Consider the following 26,063-nt stretch of genomic DNA (forward strand, 5'->3'; position numbering starts at 1 on the left):
CCCGATACACTGAGCTGCTAGTAGGCATTGCGCGCCCGCAGCACCTCTAGCGGAGTTCGCAGTAGGATTGCGAGATCAAGCCGCAGGCTCCAGTTATCAATGTACCAGAGATCGTATTGCACACGTGTTTCGACCATGACGGCCGTGGGCGTGGGGCCGCGGCAGCCATGAACCTGCGCCCACCCGGTCAATCCTGGCTTGACCCTGCGGCGGAGGGCGTAGTTCCGTACGAGCTTGTCGAACTTTCCGTCGTGAGCCAAGGCGTGAGGACGTGGCCCGATCAACGACATGCTGCCGTCGAGAACATTCAGCAGTTGTGGCAGTTCATCGACGCTTGTCCGACGCAACCATCTGCCGACGCGGGTGACGCGCTGATCCATGTGGTTGGCCTGAAGGATCACCGGTCCGTCCTCGAGCACATGCATGGTCCGGAATTTACGGATCAAGAAGGACCGGCCGTTGAAGCCGCAGCGTTGCTGCCGAAAGAATACCGGGCCGGGAGAATCCAGTTTGATCGCGATCGCAGCCAGAGCAAGCAGCGGGGCAAGCATCACTAAGGCGAGGCTTCCGCCAATGAGATCAATCACCCGCTTGGTGGCGCATTGCAGTGGTGTAAGGGGCCCACGCTGGAGTTCCACGCAAACGGCACTTCCGAGTCTCCGCGTAGGATGTCGAAGCAGTTCGGACGTCGTGCCGACCGGCACGAACATGATCGGGAATGGCAATACTCGCAGCTCGGCAACGAAGGCTCGCAATTCGGGCCATCGCTCCGGGTCAGCTTCAACAACCACTTGGTCCAGCTGGCAATTGCGAATGTAGTCAATCACGCGAGTTCTGAGCCGCTTTCGACAGGCGGGACCCAAGCCAAGCGGAGGCAAGCTGAACCGGCCCTTGATGCAATAACCGTGCATGGACAGGGTCTCAGACAACCCGACGTTCTTCGACGGTGGTTGGTCGCTAATCAGGACGATATTCGTATTCGCAAATTTTCTGCCGCTCAGGCCCCTTCCGAGCAGCGCCTTGACCGCCCACCGCTCGGCCATGAGCAGGCCCAGCGCCACGACGCCGAAAACCAGGGCCGCTTCAAGGGGAGGGCCCGGGCGAACGTCTAATCCAGACACGGCCCAAAGGAAGATCAGCAAAGACGCCCAGGCCATACATACCGCGCTGATCTGGTTCCGGAGGACGAGGAGCTCAACTGGTCGATAAAGACCTTGGGTCTTCAGCAGGCAAACGAGACAAGCTGCGGTTAGCAGCGCCAGGCCAATCATGTCACTGAGTTCGGCTGCGGCTCGCCCATTGCGGGCTTGGAACAGGAATGTAGAAACGACGCCACCGACCAGGATGGTCGCAATGTCCGCACAGACCGCGACGTGTTCGACCGCGTCATAGCGAAGAGGCCACTTGTGCTGGCGGGCTGCTGGCAGTAGCGGGCCGATACGATCGGCAAGTTCACGATCGGGGAAATGTCGGTTTACGAAATTCATCGCGCGTGCCCTGCAATTTAATATGTAATTTATTATTAATTAACTGGAATTATCAAGCATAAAAATTGAGCCTCCGGCAGATAATTTGCCATGGCTGTTGTCGCCGATCCACCATTGTGTCGAACCATGAGGTGCCGGCGCCAGTTTTACCGAGATCCCTGTCGGAAATTGCGCGCACCCACTTGGTCGAGGTACGTCGGATCCTGCTCGGAAATCAGACTCTCGAGATAGTTCTTGCCGTCGGGCGAGGCTGACCGGTACGCGCTGACAAGCGCCGGCCTGAGGGCTGGTTGATGTGAAACGGCCAGCTTCACGTCCCGCTTGATCAAGTCGCGAAATTCGGGCTCCCGTACCACGCCATCTGTGGCGAGTGCGACGGATAAGCGTAACGGTAGCAGATCCAAATCATTGGGCGCAGTATAGTACGACATCTTGAGCATCGCTGCCGTGCCATGCTGGAGCGAACTGTGCTTGGACGCCGCGGCGAGCATGAGCCAAATGTCGCCGCGGAGCGGCGAGGAGCGCAATGCGCGAGCAAGCGTATTCGAAGGTACGGCGGGAGCTGTCTCTTGCTCTTCAGAGGCCGGATTCACGCTGGATTTTGATCCTCCACGGATCCAAAAGTCTTCACGCGCTGCTGCGATCGAAGCCGGCTTCGATATCCCTTCCGGCCAGGGTGTTGCGGTCGACACAACCGTCGATGAGGAGGATCGGCCACCGAGATACCACTCAGGGAAGACCATCCACAGTGCCTGCACGGCCAGTGTGATCCCTAGCACCATCAGGGTAACGCGGGGCCAAGCGGCGACAAGGGCTGACGCGAACCTTGGGTAAGAGGCCGTAAATGGGCCGGCAGCTCGGTCGAGCGCCTCCTTCGATTCCAAAGATAGGGCATCGCGCCCTGCGCCGGGAATGCTTTGACCAAACGCAAGTCCGAAAAGCACGGCGGCCGAAAGCGACGCGCCTAAACCCAGAACTCCATGGTCTGCAAAGGCGAGTATGATCAGCGCAATTGAAGCTGCGGCACCCAAGGCCGGATATACGTAATCATGGGCTCGCGACAAAGAACGCCTGATCAGAACAACTGCGCCCAGCACTGCAACAACTAGGACACCGCAAAGAAAGACCCAGCCCATGTCTATAACGATCGCGGCGGCAGCCGTTGGCCTCTCTCGCGAGACGCCGACCCCAACATCCCGGTAGATCGGCAAAAGGACCGCCGACGCACCCGCCCCGGATCCCGCCGGGCGAACATCCTGCAGCATCCGCTCGGTTGCGATTTGGCTGCTCGCCGACAACGCAATCGTCGGATCGGTGTTCGTTCGGAGCGGAATGACGGTTAGAGTGGCAACGAAGATGATCACGGCAGTGGCGAGAACGCCAGCGGTACCCCACAAGCCCAAGAACCACCTGCGAATAGCGAACACCGAGAGCAACAGGCCCGATCCGAGGAAGGCGGCAACGACAGCTGCCAAGTTGGTCCGAATAAGCAGGGCGACCACGCAGACAATCATGGTAATGATCGCGACGCACAGAGTGGGGAGCGGTGCTGGCGCAATTGCCCCTGGCCGACTGTGCCTCCGTAACTGATCGGCCGCGCGTATCGCCGCCGCGCAGGACAGCAGGACGCCGAGCACTGCGACGGTTGAACCATCGGAGCCAGCGGCACCGGTCGTTTCCCTGCCGAACCACATAGCTGTAGAAATCGTGGTCACCGACAGCAGAAGATGCAGGACTTGCGCTGCGCGAGTTCGGTCAAGCGTGATACTGGCAGTGACGAGAGCAGCGGCGAGCACGGCGCAGTACTGCGCGAGCGAGAACATGGTCGCCCCAGTATCGACCGTGATTGTTTCGGCGAGGGGCTCGTTCAAGGCCGTCGATGCAGTTGCCCAGATGGGGTTGCCGAGTGTGCCCATCGGCATCGGCACTATCTGTAGAGCCATAGAAAGCGCCGGCGTCGCAAGCACAGCGACGAGGCCTGGCCGGAGTAGCTTGGCGAACCCGAGGGAGGCGGGCGGCGGAAAAATCGCCACGATCTGCGCTGCCGTTGCAAATATGAAGGCTGCCAACACGCAGCTTCGCAAGTCTTCCGGCATTGCGAACGCCGCGGCAATCGCCATCAATTCGGCCAACATGACTAGCCGGATAATCATCATCTAGACACCATTGTGTGGTGCGGCCACTCCGCTGATCCGCTTCGTCGGAAGGAGACAGCCTCAAGAGCCAGAAAGACCGTATCGGATGTAGTGGCTGTCATGATAGTAGTAGCTCCGATGACCATCATATCGAGCCATTGCCTTGGTATCCGTCTTGCTGAGAACTGCGCCGATCAGAGATTCGTGGATGTTTGGCGCTGTGTGCAGTGCGTGCTGCACGACATCGATTTTGGTTCGGCCCCATTCAATGACCAGGATATAGCAATCTATAAGAGATGAAGTGGCTCGCACATCGACCAGCGGAGTCAGGGGTGGAAGGTCGACGATGACGTAGTCATAGTCGTTGCGTAAAAGGTCGAACAGCTTGCTTATTGCGTCGGCGCAGAGAATTTCGCTGGTGTGAAGCAAGGGTCCCCGTCGCACGGCGGGCAGAAACGCAAGATTGGTCGTCGGATCCCGCCAGATTGCATCGGCGAGTGACCGGCTGCCGTTTGCAACTTCGATGATTCCGCAGGCCGCTTTGGGTGCCAAGATGGAGGACAGCGAGGGATTCCTGAGGTCGCAATCAACGATGATGACCCTCTTGCCAGCGTGTCCGATCAGTTGCGCAAGGGACGCCGCAATTGTGGTCTTTCCCTCGTTGGGTAAGGCCGAGGTGATGCCGACAACCTGCGAGGAGATTTTCGCCGGATTGTGATCGATGGCCAGCTTGATGGAACGAACCGCCTCGGTATATCGCGAAAGAGGCATCCCGACCACGGTCCGATGGATCGCGGTTGGTGATGAAACTATTCGCTGCTGAACTTGATCATCGGATGCCTGTGGTCGAACTGGCGGCTTCGGAGATTTCTGAGCCGGTAACAGCGGGACCATAGATAGGCAAGGCAATTCCAATACGGCTTCCACTTGAGAAGAAGTACGAAAGACGCGGTCCATAAGGTTTCTGAGGAGCGCCAGGCCGATGCCGATCGCGAGACCTCCGAATATGCCGAACGCCAGCACCAGTCTTGTTTTCGGCTTGCTCTTGGTCGGTGGCGGCGAAGCCGGGAAAAGGACGCGGGATTCTGAGACGGGAAATGTCTCCTGCTGCGCGGAGCCCATGTAGCGCTGCAGGAAGGTCTCATGCAAGCTACGTAGGCCCTTTGCCCGGCTTTCCAGGTCCTTGATGGTTAGCTCAGCAGAATTGATCGAACGGGACTGGGAAACGGCTTTGGACAGCTGCTTCTCAATTTCGTCCTGGCGCTGCTTGGCCAGTTCGAATTCGCTTCGGCTGACTTCGGCAAGTCGCCGAACTTCGTCGAAAATGGAGACACGAAACTCCCGAATCCGGTTGCGGATATTGACGACTGCCAAGTGGTCGCGACCGACCCTGGCCGTCAACTCGGCCTCACGTCGGCTGAGCTCGAGATATTGCTGGCGCAGAGCCGTGATGATCGGACTGTTCAGTCCATCGCTGCCGATAGCATCCAAATCGACCATCGAGGATGATTTCTTCGGATCGGAGGCAAGAAGTGCTTCATAGCGAGCTAACTTGGCGGTCGCCTCAGACGTCTGGGTACGTGCGGCGGCCAATCGGTTGTTGATCTCCGTGATCTGCTGCTCAGTGATTGGTTTTCCATCCAAAGAAACGATATTGTTCTGGGCCTTGTAGATATCAACTGCGCGTTGTGCAGTGAGGGCTTGGTCGCCCAGCTCCTGCAGCCGCTCCTGCAACCAGCCGGTTGCCCTGCGATTGGCGTCGAATCTTGCGTTGAGCTGGTCGAGCACGTAAGTATTGGCGACCGCGTTGACAATCTCCGCGGCGCGGACAGCGCTGCTCGAGCTGAAGCTGATATCGATGATGTTGCTGTGTCCGACTCGTCCCGCTGAAAGCCGGCTGAGAAATGCGTCTACGATGGCATCTGATGGTTCGCGCAGGGTGCCTGACGGCCCATCCTTTTTCGATCCAGTCTTGCCCCATGACCAAATCCGTTGCCAAATCGACTGTAGAGATAGACCCGATGCGTTGAAGTCCGAATCGTCTGCCAGTTTAAGCTGATCGATTACCTCGACGGCAATAGCCTTTGATCTCAGGAGTTGAAGCTGCGTCTCGATCTGATTGAGATCGAAGGCCGGTTCCGCGAGGATCGATTGCTGCTGAACGAACTGAGGCCTTGGGTTGGCCAGTAAGATCTGAACCTGCGCCGTATAGGTTGGAGGCACCACCCGGAGGTAGATCAGGCTGGCAGCAGCGGCAAGTGCAGCAGTGACCAGGATTACAAGATACTGGCGTCGTAGGAGGCCGATAGCGAAACTGATGAGCTCGCTGATCCCTCCGCCGCCCGCCTGGGCGGGCTGAGCCAGATTCACCGGCAGCCGTAGTCTATCCGTGTGTTGAAGATTGTTCTGAAGCATCACGTACCCATCGACATTGCGGCCGCCCGCCCGCAGACCGCATTCAAGGTGACTGGCGGGGGTGCGTCATTATATACATTATAAAAAACATATTGCCAAATTAAATAAATCGTATATTAATGCGGGCAAGATCTAAAATGATTATGAAGCTGACGATCTGGAATTACTGATATTATGGCAGTTTTTCCATTGACTTAAGGTGCCTTTTTGCTTTCTCAAAAATAATTCTGATATTCGTGACGGGTGGGGGCGGGGTTTAATTCTTGCGAACCGCTTCATCGAGACCCGATCCGCGTCTTGGCGGACAGGAGAATACATAATGCTGGAATTGCGGTCCTTGGCGATCCCGGATGTCAAAGTAATTCGCCCAGATCGGATTTCCGACGCCCGCGGTTACTTCTCTGAGACTTTCCAGCGATCGACCTTTGCGGAGAAGGGAATCCTTCATGACTTTGTCCAGGATAATCAGTCCAGTTCGAAGCGCATCGGCACGGTGCGCGGCCTGCACTTTCAGCGTCCGCCTTTCGCGCAGGCCAAGCTGACACGGGTGTTGAGCGGCGCCATTCTCGATATCGCGGTGGATCTCCGGCGTTCGTCGTCGAGTTTCGGCAAGCACGTCGCCATCCAGCTGGATAGTGAAAGCGGCGAGCAGGTGTTCATTCCGAAGGGGTTTGCGCACGGCTTCTGTACGCTGCAGCCCAATACCGTCGTCCTGTACAAGGTTGACCAGGTTTACGCTCCGAGCCATGACGGCGGCGTCTATTGGGCCGATCCAGCGCTAGAGATTGAGTGGCCTGTGACAACCTCAGAGGCTCAGTTGTCGCCGAAGGACCAGTCCTTCCTACGCTCAACCAGCTCGGTTGCGTGTTCAACTGATGGAGGCGAGTAGATGCGTATCTTGGTGACTGGCGGAGCAGGCTTTATCGGTTCTGCGGTGTGTCGTCGTCTGGTGTTGCAGACCGGCGCCGCGGTGATCAACATCGACAAACTGACATACGCAGCCAATCTTGCTTCGCTTGCGAGCCTTGAGAGATTGGAGCCATATGAGTTCCTGCAGTCCGACATCTGCGATCGCGAAGTCATTGATCTTGCGTTCGCCGACTACGAGCCGGATGCGATCATTCATTTGGCTGCAGAGAGCCACGTCGATCGCTCGATCGATGGACCCGGAGCATTCGTCAACACCAACATAGTTGGCACCTACACGCTATTGGAGGCTGCCAAAGCCTACTACGAACGTCTGCCGCTTCCGAGGCGACAGCAATTTCGCTTCGTCCATGTGTCGACAGACGAAGTCTACGGCTCGTTGGGCCCAGACGATTTGTTTCGGGAGGACACGCCTTACAGACCGAGCTCGCCGTATTCGGCGAGCAAGGCCGCATCGGACCATCTCGCGCTAGCGTGGTTCCGAACCTATGGCTTGCCGGTCATCGTATCGAACTGCTCGAACAACTACGGACCGTACCAGTTCCCTGAGAAGCTCATCCCGCTGACGATCCTCAATGCGATCGACCGAAAGCCTTTACCAGTTTATGGCAACGGCAGAAATATCCGCGATTGGCTTCACGTCGATGATCATGCGGCCGGCTTGATAAGACTGCTGTACGAGGGGAAACCGGGCGAGAAGTACAATTTCGGTGGAGACGCGGAGCGATCCAACATGGAGGTCGTCACCCAAATCTGTGACGTGCTGGACCGATTGTCTCCCGCGACGGGCAGTAGACGATCTCTCATCACATTCGTGCCGGATCGTCCGGGGCATGATGCGCGCTACGCAATCGATGCGTCAAAGGCACGTCGTGAGCTCGGTTGGAGGTCGACGAGAACCTTCGAACAGGGGCTAGCGGAGACCGTCGGCTGGTATCTCAAGAATCGTGCGTGGTGGGAGCGGACCCGCCACGGCGCCTATAACGGCTCGCGTCTCGGTCTCCTGGCCTCCCAACACTGAGGTGAAGACGATGGTGCGACCCATCCTCATTGCCGGCCGAAATGGTCAGTTGGCAATGTGTCTTCGTGAACTTGCCGCAATGCGCAGTCTGCCCGTGGTGGCTCTCGGGCGCCCGGAACTAGACCTGGAGAACCGCAAGGGGATCGACAAGCTCATTGCGTCAATCGCGCCGTCCGCGATCATCAACGCGGCCGCTTATACGGCGGTCGACCAGGCCGAGTCTGAGACGGCGAAGGCGTTCAGCGTCAACCGTGATGGTGCGGCGGTACTGGCGGATGTCGCATGGCAGATGAATATCCCGCTCATTCATCATTCGACCGACTATGTGTTCGACGGCTCGAAGCCAGATGCATACGATGAAAGTGACATTCCCGCACCCTTGAACGCCTACGGCGCGTCGAAGCTGGCCGGTGAAGCTGCGGTACTGGCAGCGCACCCCCTCGCGACCGTGATCAGATGTTCGTGGCTTTACAGCCCCTATGGCAGCAATTTCGTCCGAACGATGCTGCGGCTGTGTGAGACGCAGCAGATTGTGAGGGTCGTTCGCGACCAACATGGCAATCCGACCTGCGCATTCGACCTCGCAGAAGCCGTCCTTCGGATCGTAGAACGATCGGCAATGGACGATCGCAGGGCCACGGCCGGCATCTTTCATCTCGCGGGCCAAGGTGAGACGAACTGGCACGACTTTGCACAGGCAATCTTCTGCGAGCGTTCCCGTCGTGGAGCGAGAATTCCGGCGCTAGAGGCGATCACGACCGAGGAGTTTCCGACCCCTGCGCGCCGGCCGCGGAATTCGCGCCTGGACTCATCCAAAGCGGAGCGCGTGTTTGGAATTCGATTGGCGCCTTGGCGCCACGCACTGAGAGCTTGTCTGGAGCAGCTGGGAGAAACCGATGCTGAAGGGAATTGTGTTGGCCGGCGGCAGCGGAACTCGCCTTTATCCGATCACGCGCGTGGTCAGCAAGCAGTTGCTCCCGATCTATGACAAACCAATGATCTATTATCCCCTGTCGACGCTGATGTTGGCAGGAATCCGTGAAATTCTGATCATCACCACGCCCTCAGACCGGTGTCAGTTCGAGCAGTTGCTGGGTGACGGCAGCCAATGGGGTATTCGGCTCAGTTACGCGGAGCAAATCCGTCCCGCCGGTCTCGCAGACGCCTTCATTGTGGGCGCCGATTTCATCGGAAACGATCGTGTTGCGATGGTGCTTGGGGATAATATTTTCTTCGGGGATGGCCTCAGCGATCTGCTTGCCAGGGCCGCAGGACGCGAGGAAGGTGCAACGGTTTTTGCCTATCACGTGCGAGATCCAGAACGATATGGCGTGGTCGCGTTTGATGCGGCGGACCGCCCGGTATCGATCGAGGAGAAACCCAAACGGCCGGCTTCGAACTGGGCGATTACGGGGTTGTATTTTTTTGACAATCGCGTGGTTCGGTACGCTCGTCGCGTCGAGCCGTCATCACGCGGTGAGCTCGAGATTACCGATCTTCAGATGCGTTATCTTTCGGCAAGTGCGCTCCACGTTGAGCGTATGGGGCGCGGTTTTGCCTGGCTGGACACCGGCACGGTCGAATCTCTCATCGATGCAGGAACGTTCGTGCAGACCCTGGAGAAGCGGCAGGGAATGAAGATCGCCTGTCTCGAAGAGGTTGCCTTCAGGCTTGGCTTCATCAATCGGGATCAACTTCTCGCGCTGGCGCGGCCGCTGGAGAAGAGTGGCTACGGCAGATATCTCAGCGAAATCACGGCGCTCCCGCAGTTTGCTTCGCGATAGATGCTCGATCTACACCGGCGGCCGCATTAAATCTGCATTTGAAATTTGACGGCCTCTTTAAATCATAATAAAATATATACAAGCAGGTTATTTAATTGACGTGGCCATGCTGAACCAAAAGGCAAGCGTCTTGGGCCGGGGGCGCGCCGGCTGGCGGCAACGGTGTGTTTGCGTGCAGCGCGGGCAGGCTGTTTCCGACCAGCGCCTATTCCGACCAACACCTACAACCCAACGGGCGACGGCGCTGACGTTGTTTTCTTGGGCGCAGCTAGCAGGATAGGAGACGTGTATGCACCCCGAACTTTATACCGATGGAATTGAGGAAATTACCGTCAGCGGAACCATCGTCCGCGTCGATCTGGTCAGTCTTTCGCCGACCGAGCGTGATGACAAAAATGCCCCCAAGCGAGTGTTTTCTCAGCGATTGATCTTTTCGGTCGAATCTTTCGCTAATTCGGTCGACGTGATGCAAAAGGCACTGCAGGGACTAGTTGATGCAGGTGTGGTGCGTAGGACTCCGCCAGCAGAGGCGCGCAATGCCACGTCGGGAGTGCATGATGCGCTGTCGCCTAACACACGGTCTTTGAATGTCTCTTCAAATTTCCGCTGAGATCGACGCTGCAGACGGCGCGAAGGACCACGCGGCAAGCGCGCCGGGCCTGGCAGCGCAAACGGCATTGGAATGCCTCTCCAAGATCTCCGGACATCATGGCGTGGACCTGCCCGTCGAGCGCCTGAAGCATGCCTATGCCGTGGCCGCTCCGCCCTCGTTGAATCTCCTGTTACGCATGGCGCAGGACGCAGGCCTGCGCGCGAAAAGCGCTAAGCTTGATTGGAGCGCGTTGATACGTCTCGGACAGGCCTATCCGGCGCTGCTCCGGCTTGCAAATGGCAACTGGATCGTGGTTCTAGGTACGGAACGGGGCGCTGATAGCACGGATGCCGTCTGCGTCTTTGATCCGCTGGCCGACCGCAAGCACGAGGTCCTGGTTGTCGACCGGGACCGATTCTGTGCCCAATGGGCCGGTGACGCGATCCTGATCAAGCGCGAGCAGTCGGCGCGGGATAATCGGAGGAGTTTCGGGCTACGGTGGTTCGTACCGGAATTGCTTCGTCAATGGCGACTGTTCAGGGATGTCGCGATTGCCGCCGTCCTGCTCTATGCTTTAGGCCTCGTTATTCCGATCTTCTTCCAACTCGTCATCGACAAGGTTCTGGTTCATGAGAGCTTCACCACGCTGTACGTACTTGCGGCAGGAGCGGCCGTAGCGCTCGTCTTTGACGCAATATTCGGTTTTCTGCGGCGCTACCTGCTGCTCTATGCGACGAACAAGGTCGATATTCGAGTTGCCACGAAGACCTTCGCGCATCTTCTCGGGCTGCCGGTCACTTTCTTCGAGCACATGGCCGCGGGGGTGCTGGTCAAGCACATGCAGCAAGCGGCCCGCATCCGAGAATTTTTGACCGGGCGACTATTCCTGACGAGCCTCGACGCGCTCTCGCTTTTTGTCTTCTTGCCGGTCCTTGCACTCTACAGCGTCAAGCTGACGCTGATGGTTCTCGCGTTCACCGCCGCCAGCGGTGCTGTCGTCGGCCTGCTGATGGGGCCTTTCCGGCGACGTCTTTACGATCTTTACCAAGCGGAAGGCGCGCGGCAGGCTCTGCTCGTCGAAACAGTTCATGGTATGCGCACCGTGAAGTCGCTTGGAATGGAGCCCGTGCAGGGCGGGGTTTGGGATAACCGCTGCGCGCAGTCCGTGGCCATGCGCTTTGGTGTCGAGAAGATTTCCGCAGGCGCCCAGGCGCTCACCGGATTTCTCGAAAAACTCATGACGCTTGGGATCATAGCGCTCGGAGCACTCGATGTCTTCGCTGGCGAAATGACGATCGGAGCGTTGGTCGCCTTCAATATGTTGGCCGGGAGGGTCTCCGGCCCATTGGTTCAACTCGTGACCATGGTGCACGAGTACCAGGAAGTTGCTCTCGCCGTGAAGATGCTTGGCGAGGTCATGAATCAAACACCAGAGCGTGATGGTAAGAAAGATGGGCTGCGGCCTGACTTCGCCGGGAAAATCGAGTTCGAGAGTGTTTCTTTTCGTTATGGAGCTGAAGGGGCGCCGGCGCTCGAAGATGTCTCTTTCACCGTCGAGCCGGGTTCGATCTTCGGGATCGTCGGCCGGAGCGGCTCTGGCAAAACGACGCTCACACGGCTGATGTCGGGTATGTATCCCGTGCAGCAGGGACTCTTGCGTATCGACGGGTATGATGCGAGGGAGCTCGATCTGGCACATCTGCGCCGAAACCTCGGTATTGTGCTGCAAGATAATTTCCTGTTCCGTGGAACGGTCCGCGACAATATCGCTTGTGTGAAACGTGATGCGACCTTTGCCGAGGTCGTCGCTGCGGCCCAGCTCGCCGGTGCTGACGAGTTCATCGAGCGGTTGCCGCGCGGCTTCGACACCCAGCTCGAGGAAGACGCCTCGAACCTGTCCGGCGGGCAGAAGCAGCGGCTCGCGATAGCGAGAGCGCTGATCGTCAATCCACGGATCTTGATCTTCGACGAAGCGACGAGTGCACTTGATTCCGAAAGCGAGATGATCATCAGGCGCAATCTCCGTCGTTTGGCGGCGGGGCGCACCGTCATCATCGTCTCGCATCGGCTGTCGATGCTGACCGAAGCGAGCCAGATCCTGGTGATGGACCGCGGCCGGATCGTCGACGTGGATCGCCACGATCACCTCCTGTCGAAATGCACCATCTACAGGCACTTGTGGAATCAACAGATGAAGCAGATCGCATGAAGGAGACGACGCAAACACGCACGGATGGCAAGCCGGATGGTCTGGCCCCCGCCAGATCGGTCGAGCGACGGAAAAAGCCATTCAGGCCGGCGCCTAGGCGAATGCCAGTGGTCGCCGAGTTTCAATCGGATGCAACCGAGGTCGAGCAGCAAGCGCCCCCGCGGCTCGCTCGGATCACCCTCTACGGTTTATTTGCACTGATTGCCTTCGCGGTCACCTGGGCGTCCGTTTCGCAAGTCGAGATGATCGTCACAGCACAGGGGAAATTGACGACGACACGTCCCAACCTGGTTGTGCAGCCTCTAGAAACGTCGGTCATACGCGAGATCCACGTCAAGGCCGGTGATCGCGTCAACCGTGGCGACCTTCTGGCGACCCTCGATCCGACTTTTTCACAGGCGGATTTCGACCAATTGCGCGGCAGAGTGGCTGGGTTCGATGCGTCGATCGATCGCCTGGGCGCCGAACTGAACGGGGCCGAGTATACAGTCAAGGACCTCACCAATGCAGATCAGATCCTCCAGGGAAAGTTGTTCTTGCAGAGGAAAGCCGCCTATGAGGCGCAAATCCAGAACTACGACGCCCAGATCGCGTCGGCTCGGGCCAATCTGAAGACGGCGCAGGACGAGGAGGGGGTACTCCTTCAGCGGCTCGATACGATGCGCTCGATTGAGGCCATGCGCACCACCTTGATGGACAAGGAGGTCGGTTCGAGGTTGAACTTTTTGCTTTCGCGTGATGCACGGCTCGACGTTGAGAGCAACCTGGCGCGTGTTCGCGGGAGTATCGCCGATACGACGCATCGGCTGGAGAAGGCCCGTGCAGACCAGAAGGTCTTTGCCGAGGAATTTCGTCGCACCACGTATCAGGAGCTGGTGGAGACGTTGCCGAAGCGCAATAGTGCGGCAGAGGAATTGAAGAAGGCCGAACTTCGTCGACAGCTGATCGTTCTTCAGGCGCCGGCAGATGCGGTGGTGCTCGACATCGCAAGCAGAACGGTCGGCTCGGTGGTTCGCGAAGCAGAAACGCTATTTGTCCTGGTTCCTCGTGACGTGCCGCTTCAGGCGGAAGTTAACGTCGAGGGCCGGGATATCGGGCAGGTCGCGCTGGGGCAGGCAGTCCGTATCAAGTTTGAAGCGTTTCCTTTCCAGAAGTATGGAACTGCAACGGGGGAAGTCCGCGTCATCAGTCAGGATACGTTCTCGCCGGATACGAAGGCCGAAGGTGCGCGCCGCGCGCCAGCTCCCTATTACCGCGTACTGGTCGATTTGTCGGACACGCACCTTCGGCAGCCGGCTGAACGCATTCAACTGATTCCGGGCATGGCAGTGACGGCCGAACTGAAGGTCGGAAAGCGCACTGTGATTTCCTATTTCCTCTATCCATTGCTGCGCGGATTGGACGAAAGCATCCGTGAATACTAACTTGGCTCAGGATGGCGATTGATCATGATCATTAGTCCGAATTGTGGGGTAAAGCTGGTGGTGCCGACGGCGGCGAGTAAACTGTCGGAAAACTCGCCACTGGTGAACTATGCGCTCAACGGGCTTGAACGTTGCTGGCTATCTGAGCACCGCCGGTGGTCGCATATTTACCATCTCGACGGACGTTCTTCGCCCAACGAGTCGGTACCAAACAGCGACGTATTTTATACCCTCAATGTTCTGCTCGGGATGTCGCGCATCTGCGAAGTGCCGGATGGCATTGACTTGCCCGAAGTATTCCATCGCAACGTTCTGCAACTGACAAAGCTTCCGGTGCGCAAATATGCGTTCGGTATGGCGCTATGGAGCGGTGCCCAGCTCGGCCTCGAGATACCGGAGCCGGTCAAACGCGAGCTGAAGGCCCTTCTTGCCGATGAATCCCGGTGGAAGAGCTTCCGTGCCCAGGATCTTGGCATGTTGCTCACGGGGGTGGTCGCCCAGGCAAGGGCCGGCGAGAACGAATGGTGGTGCTACGCCGGGCCGCTTTATCGTTTCTTGAAGGAATGCTTCCATAGCGAATCGGGATTGTTCTTCGATGCGCCGTTTGGCGTTCGGCGGCGCTTCTCGTCCTTTGCCACGCAGACATATCTCTCAATCGCCTGCTATCAGTATGGCGAATTCGCCGGCGATGCGTCCGCGCTCGTCATGGCCGATAACTGTGTGCGCAGTCTGATTGCGCTTCAAGGCCCGCAAGGCGAATGGCCCTGGTTTTTCGACGCGCAGATCGGCCGCGTCCTCGATTTCTACGAAGTCTATTCGGTCCATCAGTATGGTATGGCCCCGGCATTGCTGGAATGGGCCGAGCGTTTTGGGCAGCGCGGGGCACGGGAGGCTCTGGTCAAGGGCTTCAACTGGGCACTTGGCCATAACCAGCTTGGCCGGACCATGCTCGTGCCTGAGCTGAGCTTGACCATCCGCTCGCAGGTTCGCCGGGGTGAATTGACGACAAAGGCGCCCCGGATATTGCGCGCAGTCAGGAACGCCTGGACCGGCAGCCAGGCACGGCTGATCGACAGTGCTGACGTTGAAGTCAGGCTCGAGTGCCGCAGCTACGAGCTAGGTTGGATCCTGTGGTCGTTCGGCCGGCGCACTGACTTGCCGGAGCTGACGCACAATTGTGCCTTCGGCGACGCCTGACAGCGTCGCTCCTTCGCTAACGATTCCAGGCGACCGCTCGCCGGCCTCGCAAGTGCGAGAGCATCGTCATGGCGCGATGTGCTCGGACCGCACACAGTACGGCGATAGCTTTCAGGCGGATGCTGCTACCATGCAGGCGATCGCTGGTGAGTACGGTCACGGCGTTTGGCGCGAGGGATGCGAAGACGAGCAACGCTTGCATGATCCAGCGCAATTGCCAAATCGGCTTCCCTTCCGCCATGTTTCGATAGTGCGCGATATGCCGGTCCCATTTTGCGTAAAGCTCTTGGAGCGAGCTCCGGGCCGGATGGAAGACGATCATTTCAGGGATGTAGCGAAATCGAAGTCCCGCGCGGAGCGCACGCTGCCCCCATTCCATATCTTCGGCGACATTGATGCCTGCAAAAGGGCCGACGCGATCGAAGTCACGCCGAAGCGCCGCCATGTTGCCGGTACCGGAATAGCCATGCCGCTCGATATAGAGCTTGAAGCGATAAGCGAAGACGCTCTCATAAGCGGCGATGGCGTCGAGCTCCGCATTTTCCGGCCGCCAGATACGGACGTCGCCCCCGAGAACCGTGCCAGCTGGTGATAAGGAAGACCATTTCAGCACGCTGCTCAGCCAATCCGGATGAGCTCTACAATCAGCGTCGATGAACGCGAGAATATCGCCCTTGGCGGCAGCAACGCCTGCATTTCGCGCCGGGCCAGGGCCCGAACGCGGTTCGTACTGCAGTCGTACACCAGGATGATCGGCTACGACGTCCACCGGGGGCGTCGCCGAGCCGTTGTCCACCACGATGATCTCGAACGCGTCCCGACCCAGGGTCTGCGTGTCCAGGCTGCGCAGGCAGGCCTCAAGCGCGTGAGGCTGGTTGAGGTGGGGGATAATGACGGAGATCATTAATTAAGCCCTCTATTTAATTCCGCTGTGGTCGCCCGGCGCCGGCCTCGTTTGTCCTGGGGCGCGGCGGTGTTCTGCTAGATTTAAACCTTGCAATTAAATATTGGATGCGTATTATCTCAATAATAATGTTAAATGCCAACTTTTAAATTTGATCCGATTTTTCTGGGAGTTAGCTTCCGATGCGCGCCTCATTTCTAGGATGCCCCGTTGACCTGCTGACGATGGCCGAGACAGTTGACTTGGCGCGGGGAGCGATGCGGAGCCGGAAGCGGCTGCAACACGTGGGCGCTTAACGTCGCTAAATTCGTCAACATGCGATCCGACCCGGTGCTCGCAACGGACGTTGCCAACAGCGATATCGTTGGCATCGATGGCATGGGAATCCTTTGGGGCGCCCGAGCTCTGGGACTTCCCGCGGCATCGCGGGTGGCAGGCGTCGATCTTCTTGCGGAGTTGCTCGCGATATGTGCGCAGGAAGGCTTCAAACCTTATTTTCTGGGCGCCACTCCCGCCGTTTTGCACCAGGCCCTGCAGGCAGCATGCGAGAGGCATCCTTCACTCGCCTTCGCCGGCTGGCGCGACGGATATTTCAAGCGGGAGGAGGAGGGCGACGTCGTCCGCGATATCCAATCCAGCGGGGCCGACTGCCTTTTCATCGGCATGCCGACGCCTCGGAAGGAGCGCTTTCTCGCCGCCCACCGCGACGATCTCGGCGTGCCCTTCATCATGGGGGTGGGTGGAGCGTTCGACGTTCTAGCAGGCACCGTTCAGCGCGCGCCGGCACGAATTCAGAAGCTCGGCCTCGAATGGTTGTACCGCATTTATCAGGAACCAGGACGGATGTGGTGGCGATATGCGAGGACCAACACGCTGTTTGCGGGCGTCCTGGTACAAGCGCTCATCAGGCAGGTGATTCAGCATGCGCTCGACGCGCCGGGCGCCGTGCCGCCGGGTCCGAGCCGGATCGGAGGGTGAGGCGTGCGCAAGCATTTTTTCATCCTTCTGGGAACACGGCCTGAGGCAATCAAGCTCTTTCCGATCATCAACCGGCTCAAGGCGGAGAAGAGCAAGGACATCTCCCTGACGATCTGCGCGACGGCGCAGCATCGACAGTTACTTGATCAGGTGCTGAAGCTGGCCAAGGTGGTCCCTGACTTCGACCTGAACGTCATGACAGCCAATCAGACGCTGGATCATCTGACGGCTCGGCTGCTCGGGCAGATCGGCGAGCTTCTGGAAAAGGTCAAGCCCACCAGGGTCATCGTCCAAGGCGACACGGCGACAGCCATGGCGGGCGCACTGGCATCCTACTATCACCGTATACCGGTCTCGCACGTCGAGGCGGGACTGCGCAGCGGCGACATTTTCGCGCCGTGGCCCGAAGAGGTGAACCGCAAGATCGTTGGTTCGATCGCTGACCAACATTTTGCTCCCACAGAGCGTGCCGCGCGCGCGTTACGTTCTGAAAATGTTTCGGATGACCGCATCCACGTCACCGGCAACACGGTGGTGGATGCTCTCATTCTCGCGAAAGCCATGGTCGAATCCGATCCGGGTCTGTCGAGCCGCTGGGATGGCCTCAAGCAGCGCCATGGTAATCGACGCATCATCCTGGTGACCTGCCACCGCCGGGAAAATTTCGGAGGCGGCGTCGTCAACATCGTGAACGCGCTGGAGACGATCCTGCGGAGAGAGGATGTCGCCGTGGTGCTTCCCGTGCATCCGAATCCGAACGTCCGCGACATGTTTGCGTCCCGGCTGTCGGATCACCCGCGCGTCGTTCTTATTTCTCCTCAGGAGTACACCGACTTCGTGAGCCTGCTGTCGCTCTCGCATTTGGTCCTGACGGACTCCGGCGGCGTTCAGGAGGAGGCTCCGACTTTCGGTAAACCAGTCCTGGTGATGCGCGATACCACCGAGCGCCCCGAAGGGGTGGAGGCGGGAACGGCACGGCTGGTCGGTGCGAACTACGACAGGATCGTTGAGGAGACGTTTCGCCTGCTCGACGATGACGACACTTATGCTGCCATGGCGCGTTCGCACAATCCATTCGGTGATGGTCACGCGAGCGAGCGGATCGTAAAGGTTCTTCTCGATGCCTGAATTCCGAAAGATCAATGTCGTTGGACTTGGCTATATTGGGCTGCCCACTGCCGCACTGATTGCGAGCCGAGGGCTGCAGGTGGTCGGCATCGACACCAATGAGCGGATTGTTGAGACGGTTGCATCTGGCAAGATTCACATTGCAGAGCCCGATCTCGACGGTCTCGTCTCCAAGGTCGTGTCGAGTGGCGCTCTGACGACGTCCAGAACGGCGCAGCCGGCCGACGTTTTCATCATCGCAGTACCGACGCCGATCGATCGCGAGTGCCGTCCTGACCTGTCGAGTGTGAACGCCGCAGTCGACAGCATCGTCGACCTCCTCGCGCCTGGCAATCTCGTCATTCTCGAATCGACATCGCCGATTGGAACGACCGAGGCTATCGCAAAGCGAATCGTCGAACGCCGGCCGGATCTGCACATCGGCGGGAACGGCAAGGAAGACGGAGCGATCTACGTTGCGTACTGTCCGGAGCGCGTGTTGCCGGGACGGATATTGACCGAGCTCATCAACAACGACAGGTGCATCGGCGGTATCACACCGACCTGCACCCGGCTCGCTCAGCGCTTCTACAAGATGTTCGTTCGCGGTGCTTGCGTCGGCACTACGGCGCGTGCGGCGGAACTGGTCAAACTCACCGAGAACGCCTATCGCGACACCAACATCGCATTTGCGAACGAGCTCTCGTTGATCTGCGACAGGTTCGACATCAATGTCTGGGAGGTGATCGACATCGCCAACCGTCACCCGCGCGTGAACGTATTACGCCCCGGACCGGGCGTGGGCGGGCACTGCATTGCGGTCGACCCCTGGTTCATCATCGACTCCGCCCCGGACCTTGCGCGTGTGATGCGAATAAGCCGGGAAGTGAACAACGCCAAGACGCACAAGATCATCGAGCGCGCAGAGGCGCTGATCGACGATCATCCCTATGCCAACGTCGCCTGCTGCGGACTGACGTTCAAGGCCAATGTCGACGACTTGCGTGAAAGCCCGGCGATGGAGATCGCAACGCATCTCGCGGCGAAATACGGCGAGCGGATCAAGGTCGTCGAGCCGAACTTGCGTCGCTTGCCGCCTCAATTGGCCGACTATCGCGTCGCATTCATGAACATCGAGGAAGCCCTGCGCAGTTGTGAGATTGCGGTTCTCCTTGTCGATCATGATGAATTCAGAATGGTGCCGTTGTCAGAGCGACGACATCTGGACGTCATCGATACGCGAGGCATATGGCAGGATATGCCGGCGCGGACGTAAGGCACACAGCAACACCCAAATGGTTCGAGGTTAGCATGCGAGACAGTCAGCTGGGAATCGGGGTCGTGGGATATGGCTACTGGGGCCCCAATCTCGTCCGAAATTTCTCGGTCAATCCCGCCGCGCGCGTCGTCGGCGTAAGCGACCTGGATCCAGGCAGACTCGGTGCGATTAGACAGCTTTACCCTGCGGTAGAGACGACAACACGTTATGACGATCTGCTGAAGGATAGCTCCATCGATGCAATCGCAATCGCGACGCCGGTGCGCACGCATTACGAGCTTGCGCTTGCGGCTCTGAGGGCCGGCAAGCACGTGCTGGTCGAGAAGCCCCTCGCATCGAGCGCAGAGCAGGCCATGCATTTGATCGATGAGGCCGACCGGCGCGGATTGACGCTGATGGTCGATCACACCTTTCTCTACACCCCAGCGGTTCAGAAGATTCGTGAGTTGCTCCTGAAGAGAGAGCTCGGGGATATCTACTATTATGACAGCACGCGGTCGAGCCTGGGCTTATTTCAGAAAGACGTGAACGTGATCTGGGACTTGGCGGTGCATGACATCTCGATCATCCACCATATCCTGGATGAGGAGCCGGTGGCCGTTTCGGCGACTGGGTCGTGCCATGTTGCGGGCTCGCCGGAGAACATGGCGCATATCACGTTGTTCTTTGCCAACGCATGTGTGGCTCACGTGAGCGTCAATTGGCTCTCGCCCGTCAAGGTGCGCCAGACCTTCATCGGCGGCAGCAAGAAGATGATCGTCTACGACGACCTCGAGCCGACCGAAAAGATCAAGGTCTACGACAAGGGAATTACGCTCGATGCGAGCATCGAGGACGCACACCAGTTTCGAATTGGATATCGTGCCGGCGATATGTGGGCTCCGCATATCTCGCCTCAGGAGGCGCTGCAGACGGAAGTCGGACACTTTCTGGACTGCGTGCGCACCGGTACCCGGCCGATCTCGGACGGCACCTCCGCATTGCGGGTAATTGAGGTGCTGGAAGCGGCGTCACGCTCGATATCGGAGCACGGCAAGCCAGTCCTCCTCAAGCAGCCGCAGCTGGTTCGGGAGCGCGCCCGCGCGACGGCCTAGATCCTGATGCCAGCGGGCATTGCCATGAGCCGACAAGCAACGGTTTCGCGATGAATTCGGTCCAACGTTCCATTCTGCTTTCGGCGGCCGATCGCTATGGCAACCTTGTCTTGTTCGTTGTGGCCACTGCGGTCCTTTCCCGCTTGTTGTCGCCGTCGGAATTCGGGGTCTATGCGGTCGTCAACGCCATTGCGTTGGTCATTGCGGCCTCGTTCCAGGAGTTCGGCGGCGGGAATTATCTGATCCAGAAGCGCGACTTGTCGGCTGAGGACATCCGCTCGGCCTTCACCATCACGTTCATCATTTCGGGCGCAATTGTCCTTCTTCTGTTCATCTTCGCTGACAGTCTAGCGCTGTTGTTCGCGCAGGACAGCCTCAAGGAAGCCATCGAGGTCTCAGCCCTGAATTTTCTGCTGTTGCCGATTTCCGGAACGATTTCTGCCTTACTGCGAAGGGACATGAGATTCGGAACGGTGGCGACATGCAATTTGGTATCTGGCGTGGCGACCGGTCTCGTCTCGATTGGACTTGCGATAGCCGGATTGAGTTATATGGCGCCGGTTTGGGGTGGTTTGGCAGGAAGCGTGATCCTGGCACTGGCGTTACTGGCAGGCCATCGCGACCTAAGCGCGCTGCGCCCTTCGCTTGTCGCCTACCGCGACGTCGTCAGCTTCGGGCTCTATTCCAGCGGGGTCAGCGTCATCAATGTCTTCTACAATTTGGCGCCCCAACTATTTTTGGCCAGAATCCTCGACTTTGCTTCCGTCGGTCTGTACAGCCGTGCGATCAGTTTGACACAGGTTTTTGACAGGCTTGTCACGCAGGTCCTGAACCCCGTCATAATGCCGGCGATTGTGGCAAGGCGCCAAGCCGGCGAGGACTTGAGTGCCGTTTACCTCGAGGCCATCCAACTGCTTTCCGTCGCGCAATGGCCTTTCCTGGTATTCGTTGCCTTCATGGCCCGGCCGATCATCTCGATCTGGCTCGGTCCGACCTGGTTGGACATCGTGCCGCTCGTGCGCCTGCTGTGCATTGCAAACATGGCGCTTTTTGCGGCGTGCCTGAGTTATCCGGTCCTCGTAGCCGTTGGAAGCGTCCGGGATGCGTTGATCTCCTCTTTCATCTCGCTACCGCCGTCGCTTCTTGTCATTCTGGGTGCATCCTTCTTCGGTGTGCAGGCGGTCGCCGGAGTTGCACTTTTGACGCTGCCTTTTCAGGCGGCGGTCGCGATTTACTTTATCAGTCGGCATCTACGCTTCGGGCTAATGGATTTAGTGCGGGCGCTAATGAGGAGCGTACTCGTGACGGCGGCAACTGCATTCGGCCTCGCCGGCTGTACGGCGTTGATGGCAGCTGGGTTGCTGACGCCCATGGCTGGGCTCGCGTTGGCAACGTGTGCTGCGGCGTTTTGCTGGTGGTTGGGGCTGCTACTAACTGGCCACCCCTTGCTGCATCAGCTTCATCAGGCGGTGGCGAGTCTTGGCCGCATTAGGCCGAGATTGCGACTGTCGCGTTCGGCCCTGTAAAGCCTTGCGGCTATTTTGGAGACGAAGATGCCGATTGCAAGTGATGTACAGCTTGGCCGCGATGTCAGGATCTTTCACCCGGAACTAGTCAACCTGTATGGCTGCACGGTCGGCGACGAGACCAGAATCGGTACGTTCGTCGAAATCCAGGCGGGTGCCACGATCGGCGCACGCTGCAAAATTTCGTCCCATAGCTTCATCTGCGAGGGCGTTGCGATCGAGGACGAGGTGTTTGTCGGCCATGGGGTGATGTTTACGAACGACAAGCATCCAAGGGCAACCACGGCGGATGGCCGGCCTCAAGGAGCCTCCGATTGGACGTTGCAGCGCACTCGTGTCTGCAGAGGAGCATCCATCGGCTCGAATGCAACAATTCTGTGCGGTGTCACGATAGGCGCCGGTGCGTCCGTCGGTGCCGGGGCAGTGGTGACCAAGGACGTTCCGCCGGGCGCGATCGTGGCAGGAGTGCCTGCGCGGCCTTTAGTCGCTGAAGAAGCACCGGTTTTGCGGCGCGAGCGCGTCGTTGGGCATTCCTCGTAAACCATTAAAAGCTGATGCCCGAATATTTAGTATTGATTTAAATTCATAACCGCATTTAAAATAATTTAAACTTCGGAAGCGCACGTTGAGAGAGTTTTGACCTTGATACCTTTCCTGGATCTGAAAGCCCAATACACCCGGATCAAGCCTGAGATCGATGCAGCGGTGGCGCGAGTCATTGGAAGCGCTAACTTCGTGCTCGGTCCCGAGGTGGCGGCGTTCGAGGAACGCTTCGCCGAATATTGCCGGACCTCTAACTGCCGTGCAGTGAACACCGGTACGTCGGCACTTCACCTTGCTCTGCTCGCCGCCGGAATCGGTGCGGGCGATGAGGTCATTACCGTCTCGATGACGTTCGTTGCGACAACGGCGGCCATTCTTTACAGCGGCGCCAAACCGGTATTCGTCGATGTCGATCCAGACACGTGGACGATGGATCCCGCTTTGATCGAGGCGGCGATAACGCCACGGACCAAGGCGATCATGCCGGTTCATCTGCATGGATTGATGGCCGACATGGACCCGATCATGTCCATTGCCCGCCGTCATGGTTTGGTCGTCATCGAGGATGCGGCGCAGGCGCATGGTGCGGAGTACAAGGGCCGCCGCGCCGGCTCGATCGGCGATCTGGGGTGCTTCAGCTTCTATCCTGGCAAGAATCTCGGCGCATTCGGCGAGGGTGGGGCGGTCGTTACCGATCAGCCCGACCTTGTGCGTCGTGTGTCATTGCTGCGGGACTGGGGTCAGGAGGCCAAGTACAAGCACGTTGTTGCCGGATACAATTACCGCATGGACGGCATCCAGGGCGCGGTGCTGAACGTCAAGATGAATCATATCGGGTCCTGGACGGACGCGCGCCGTTCTCTCGCCGAGCGATACGATAAACTCCTGTCAGATATTCAGTTGGCCTGCCCTCAGCCGCCCTGGTACAGTCGCCACGTCTATCACGTATATGCCGTCAGGTTGTCACAGCGCGACGATGCGATCAGATCATTGCGCAATGCCGGCATCGACGTCGGGATCCATTATCCGGTTCCGGTTCATCTGCAAAAGGCATATGCGGAGCTCGGCTATCAGCCTGGCGATCTCCCCGTGACGGAGATGCTGGCGAACGAGTTTCTCTCGCTTCCCATCTATCCGGAGCTATTGCCGGAGCAGGTTGCCGAAGTCGTCTCCACTCTGAAGAGAGTGGCGCCGCTGGAATTCGCTTCGGATGTTGACGACGAGCGGGATCAAATTCCGGCAGAGCCCAGCAACAGGAGGGCGTCTTGAACGATCTCAAGGGCAAACGCATTTTGGTTACGGGGGGAGCGGGGTTTATCGGCTCCCATATCGTCGACCTTCTGTGCGACGAAGGCTGCATCGAAATCGTCGCCCTCGACAACATGGTGCGAGGCCGGCCAGCAAATCTCCGGCGAGCGCTGGGGCGCGGGCCGGTACGGCTCGTCCACGGCGACATACGCGACAACAAGCTGATGGGAGCGCTGGTTAAGGCGGCTGATATCGTATTTCACCAAGCAGCGCTGCGGATCACGCACTGCGCCGTTGAGCCCCGCCTGGCCAAGGAAGTGATGGTGGATGCCACGTTCGATCTGCTCGAGCTCTGCGTCAAGCATGACGTCGAGAAGGTGGTCGCGGCGTCCTCCGCATCCGTGTACGGCATGGCGGAGGAGTTCCCCACGACCGAGCGACAAAATCCCTACGACAACCGAACTCTCTATGGCGCCGCAAAGGCGTTCAACGAAGGCCTGTTTCGAATTTTCAACGACATGCACGGCCTCGATTACGTGGCGTTCCGTTACTTCAACGTCTACGGCAGCCGCATGGACATTCACGGGCGCTACACCGAGGTGCTGATCCGCTGGATGGAGCGGCTCGGAGCCGGTCTGCCACCGGTCATCTTCGGCGATGGCCAACAGACCATGGATTTCGTGCATGTGCGCGATGTGGCTCGTGCAAACATACTGGCAGCCCGGGCCAAGGTGACCGACGAGGTGTTCAACGTAGGCAGTGGGACCGAAACCAGCCTGGTGCAGCTTGCCCAAGCCCTCGCTTCCGTCATGGGCCAGCCCAGAATGATGCCCGAGTTCGCGCCGGAACGCTCGGTCAATCCGGTGCCGCGCCGATTGGCGTCGGTTGGAAAAGCGGAGCGTCTGCTGGGTTTCCGCACCACCATCACGCTGGAGCAGGGGCTTTCAGATCTCGTGAAATGGTGGCTGGCCGAACGCGAGTTCAGTGCGGTCGATCAGGGACAGGCAGCGGCATCATGATTCCGATCGCAATGCCACTCCTTGCCGAGGAAGAGGCCGATGCGGCGCGAGCAGCCGTCCTCTCCGGATGGGTGTCGCAAGGTCCGCAAGTGGCGGCCTTCGAGCGTGAATTTGCGGCTTTCGTCGGCGCACCTTTTGCGTGTGCCGTGTCCAACTGTACGACGGCCCTGCAACTTGCGTTGGCGGCGCTGGACGTCGGACCCGGCGACGAAGTCATCACAGCAAGCCATTCTTTCATCGCAACGGCCAATTCGATCCGAAATCAGGGCGCCGTGCCCATCTTTGTAGATGTCGATCCGGAGACCTACAACATAGACCCCCGCCGGCTGGCGGATGCGATCACTCCGCGCACACGCGCGATTATCGCAGTTCACCAAATGGGCATGCCGTGCGATTTGGCAGCCCTGACGGCCGTGGCGGATCGTCATGGCATCACTCTGATCGAGGACGCTGCCTGTGCCGCCGGCAGCGAGATCCAGATCAAGGGGAATTGGGAGCGGATCGGCAAGCCGCACGGACGGATCGCCTGCTTTTCCTTTCATCCCCGCAAGGTGATCACGACAGGCGAGGGAGGGATGCTAACCACTGCAGATGCCGAACTCGACCGCAAATTCAGGCTCCTGCGCCAGCACGGGATGAGCGTTCCCGATACGGTGAGGCATGGCTCTTCGCAGGTGATCTTCGAAGAGTACCTGGTTTCCGGATACAATTACAGGATGACCGACATGCAGGCCGCGATCGGGCGCAAGCAGCTCGAGCGCCTCCCGGAGTTGGTGGCACGCCGCCGCGCGGTCGCGGCCAGATATGCCGAACTGCTTGGCAACCTTGAAGGTTTGAGGCTGCCAGCAGAGCCCAAATGGGCCAGGTCGAACTGGCAAAGCTATTGCGTTCGCCTCCCCAATGGTCTCGATCAGCGCTCGGTCATGCAAAATTTGCTTGACCAGGGGATCGCGACGCGGCGCGGCATCATGTGCTCGCATCGCGAACCGCCTTACGCGATGGCGGCGCGGCTCCATGACCTTCGCCACTCAGAACTCTCACAGGATCGTTCGATCCTGCTGCCGATTTACGCGCAGATGAGCGAGGACGATCAAGCGCGGGTGGCGGATGCTTTAATGGAAGAGCTTCGTCCTCGAGTGCAGTCGGTGATCGCGGTTTGATTTGATGAATTGAA

21 protein-coding genes are annotated in these 26,063 nt (G+C 58.8%); 17 read left to right on the forward strand and 4 right to left on the reverse strand.

The window, feature by feature from the left end:
- Positions 1–17 precede the first annotated feature (17 nt).
- From ABIF91_RS27090 to ABIF91_RS27100, 3 genes are all read right to left on the reverse strand, one after another.
- Positions 18–1,487 (reverse strand): exopolysaccharide biosynthesis polyprenyl glycosylphosphotransferase, encoded by a 1,470-nt coding sequence (locus ABIF91_RS27090; protein ID WP_284282686.1) that lies wholly within the window; start codon positions 1,485–1,487, stop codon positions 18–20.
- A 146-nt stretch (positions 1,488–1,633) separates the two neighbouring features.
- The gene (locus ABIF91_RS27095; protein ID WP_424579483.1) at positions 1,634–3,622 is read right to left on the reverse strand and encodes a hypothetical protein; all 1,989 of its coding nucleotides are present in this window, start codon (positions 3,620–3,622) and stop codon (positions 1,634–1,636) included.
- A gap of 81 nt (positions 3,623–3,703) precedes the next feature.
- A complete protein-coding gene (locus ABIF91_RS27100; RefSeq protein WP_424579824.1) occupies positions 3,704–6,037 on the reverse strand; it encodes an AAA family ATPase in 2,334 nt (777 codons plus the stop codon).
- A gap of 319 nt (positions 6,038–6,356) precedes the next feature.
- On the opposite strand from ABIF91_RS27100, the gene rfbC reads away from it, so the two are divergent.
- The 8 genes from rfbC to ABIF91_RS27140 all read left to right on the forward strand — a co-directional run bounded on the left by rfbC (position 6,357) and on the right by ABIF91_RS27140 (position 15,191).
- A complete protein-coding gene (gene rfbC / locus ABIF91_RS27105) occupies positions 6,357–6,926 on the forward strand; it encodes a dTDP-4-dehydrorhamnose 3,5-epimerase (protein WP_424579484.1) in 570 nt (189 codons plus the stop codon).
- A complete protein-coding gene (rfbB, locus tag ABIF91_RS27110; protein ID WP_028178869.1) occupies positions 6,927–7,985 on the forward strand; it encodes a dTDP-glucose 4,6-dehydratase in 1,059 nt (352 codons plus the stop codon). It begins immediately after the preceding gene.
- Between the two features lie 10 nt (positions 7,986–7,995).
- On the forward strand, positions 7,996–8,973 hold the full coding sequence (rfbD, locus tag ABIF91_RS27115; RefSeq protein ID WP_035675552.1) for a dTDP-4-dehydrorhamnose reductase: 978 nt from the start codon (positions 7,996–7,998) through the stop codon (positions 8,971–8,973).
- Positions 8,882–9,769 carry a glucose-1-phosphate thymidylyltransferase RfbA gene (gene rfbA / locus ABIF91_RS27120; protein ID WP_050995281.1) on the forward strand — a complete coding sequence of 296 codons (888 nt, stop codon included), beginning with the start codon at positions 8,882–8,884 and terminating at the stop codon, positions 9,767–9,769. Before rfbD ends, rfbA begins: the two co-directional genes overlap by 92 nt.
- A gap of 289 nt (positions 9,770–10,058) precedes the next feature.
- On the forward strand, positions 10,059–10,379 hold the full coding sequence (locus tag ABIF91_RS27125) for a hypothetical protein (RefSeq protein WP_080659910.1): 321 nt from the start codon (positions 10,059–10,061) through the stop codon (positions 10,377–10,379).
- Positions 10,357–12,570, forward strand: a complete 2,214-nt coding sequence (locus tag ABIF91_RS27130) for a peptidase domain-containing ABC transporter (protein WP_244430183.1) — start codon at positions 10,357–10,359, stop codon at positions 12,568–12,570. Before ABIF91_RS27125 ends, ABIF91_RS27130 begins: the two co-directional genes overlap by 23 nt.
- A 107-nt stretch (positions 12,571–12,677) precedes the next feature.
- Positions 12,678–13,994, forward strand: a complete 1,317-nt coding sequence (locus tag ABIF91_RS27135) for an HlyD family type I secretion periplasmic adaptor subunit (protein ID WP_028178865.1) — start codon at positions 12,678–12,680, stop codon at positions 13,992–13,994.
- 24 nt (positions 13,995–14,018) lie between these two features.
- Positions 14,019–15,191 (forward strand): hypothetical protein, encoded by a 1,173-nt coding sequence (locus tag ABIF91_RS27140; RefSeq protein ID WP_028178864.1) that lies wholly within the window; start codon positions 14,019–14,021, stop codon positions 15,189–15,191.
- 16 nt (positions 15,192–15,207) lie between these two features.
- On the opposite strand, the gene ABIF91_RS27145 is transcribed toward ABIF91_RS27140, so the two are convergent.
- Entirely contained in the window at positions 15,208–16,095 is an 888-nt protein-coding gene (locus ABIF91_RS27145; RefSeq protein ID WP_035675537.1) for a glycosyltransferase, read from the reverse strand.
- A gap of 315 nt (positions 16,096–16,410) precedes the next feature.
- On the opposite strand from ABIF91_RS27145, the gene ABIF91_RS27150 reads away from it, so the two are divergent.
- From ABIF91_RS27150 to ABIF91_RS27190, 9 genes are all read left to right on the forward strand, one after another.
- Positions 16,411–17,073 carry a WecB/TagA/CpsF family glycosyltransferase gene (locus ABIF91_RS27150; RefSeq protein ID WP_424579485.1) on the forward strand — a complete coding sequence of 221 codons (663 nt, stop codon included), beginning with the start codon at positions 16,411–16,413 and terminating at the stop codon, positions 17,071–17,073.
- Between the two features lie 3 nt (positions 17,074–17,076).
- On the forward strand, positions 17,077–18,201 hold the full coding sequence (gene wecB / locus ABIF91_RS27155) for a non-hydrolyzing UDP-N-acetylglucosamine 2-epimerase (protein ID WP_028178862.1): 1,125 nt from the start codon (positions 17,077–17,079) through the stop codon (positions 18,199–18,201).
- Positions 18,194–19,456, forward strand: coding sequence for a UDP-N-acetyl-D-mannosamine dehydrogenase (wecC, locus tag ABIF91_RS27160; RefSeq protein WP_028178861.1), 1,263 nt, complete (start codon positions 18,194–18,196; stop codon positions 19,454–19,456). Before wecB ends, wecC begins: the two co-directional genes overlap by 8 nt.
- A gap of 35 nt (positions 19,457–19,491) precedes the next feature.
- Positions 19,492–20,553, forward strand: a complete 1,062-nt coding sequence (locus ABIF91_RS27165; protein ID WP_035675541.1) for a Gfo/Idh/MocA family protein — start codon at positions 19,492–19,494, stop codon at positions 20,551–20,553.
- A 50-nt stretch (positions 20,554–20,603) separates the two neighbouring features.
- On the forward strand, positions 20,604–22,079 hold the full coding sequence (locus tag ABIF91_RS27170; RefSeq protein WP_424579486.1) for an oligosaccharide flippase family protein: 1,476 nt from the start codon (positions 20,604–20,606) through the stop codon (positions 22,077–22,079).
- A 27-nt stretch (positions 22,080–22,106) separates the two neighbouring features.
- A complete protein-coding gene (locus tag ABIF91_RS27175) occupies positions 22,107–22,619 on the forward strand; it encodes an acyltransferase (RefSeq protein ID WP_035675561.1) in 513 nt (170 codons plus the stop codon).
- A 102-nt stretch (positions 22,620–22,721) separates the two neighbouring features.
- Entirely contained in the window at positions 22,722–23,891 is a 1,170-nt protein-coding gene (locus tag ABIF91_RS27180) for a DegT/DnrJ/EryC1/StrS family aminotransferase (RefSeq protein WP_028178858.1), read from the forward strand.
- Positions 23,888–24,889, forward strand: a complete 1,002-nt coding sequence (locus ABIF91_RS27185; RefSeq protein ID WP_424579487.1) for an NAD-dependent epimerase/dehydratase family protein — start codon at positions 23,888–23,890, stop codon at positions 24,887–24,889. Before ABIF91_RS27180 ends, ABIF91_RS27185 begins: the two co-directional genes overlap by 4 nt.
- Positions 24,886–26,049 (forward strand): DegT/DnrJ/EryC1/StrS family aminotransferase, encoded by a 1,164-nt coding sequence (locus ABIF91_RS27190; RefSeq protein ID WP_035717881.1) that lies wholly within the window; start codon positions 24,886–24,888, stop codon positions 26,047–26,049. Before ABIF91_RS27185 ends, ABIF91_RS27190 begins: the two co-directional genes overlap by 4 nt.
- Positions 26,050–26,063 lie beyond the last annotated feature (14 nt).

The sequence above is a fragment of the Bradyrhizobium sp. USDA 241 genome (genome assembly GCF_049739505.1).
GTDB lineage: Bacteria > Pseudomonadota > Alphaproteobacteria > Rhizobiales > Xanthobacteraceae > Bradyrhizobium > Bradyrhizobium liaoningense.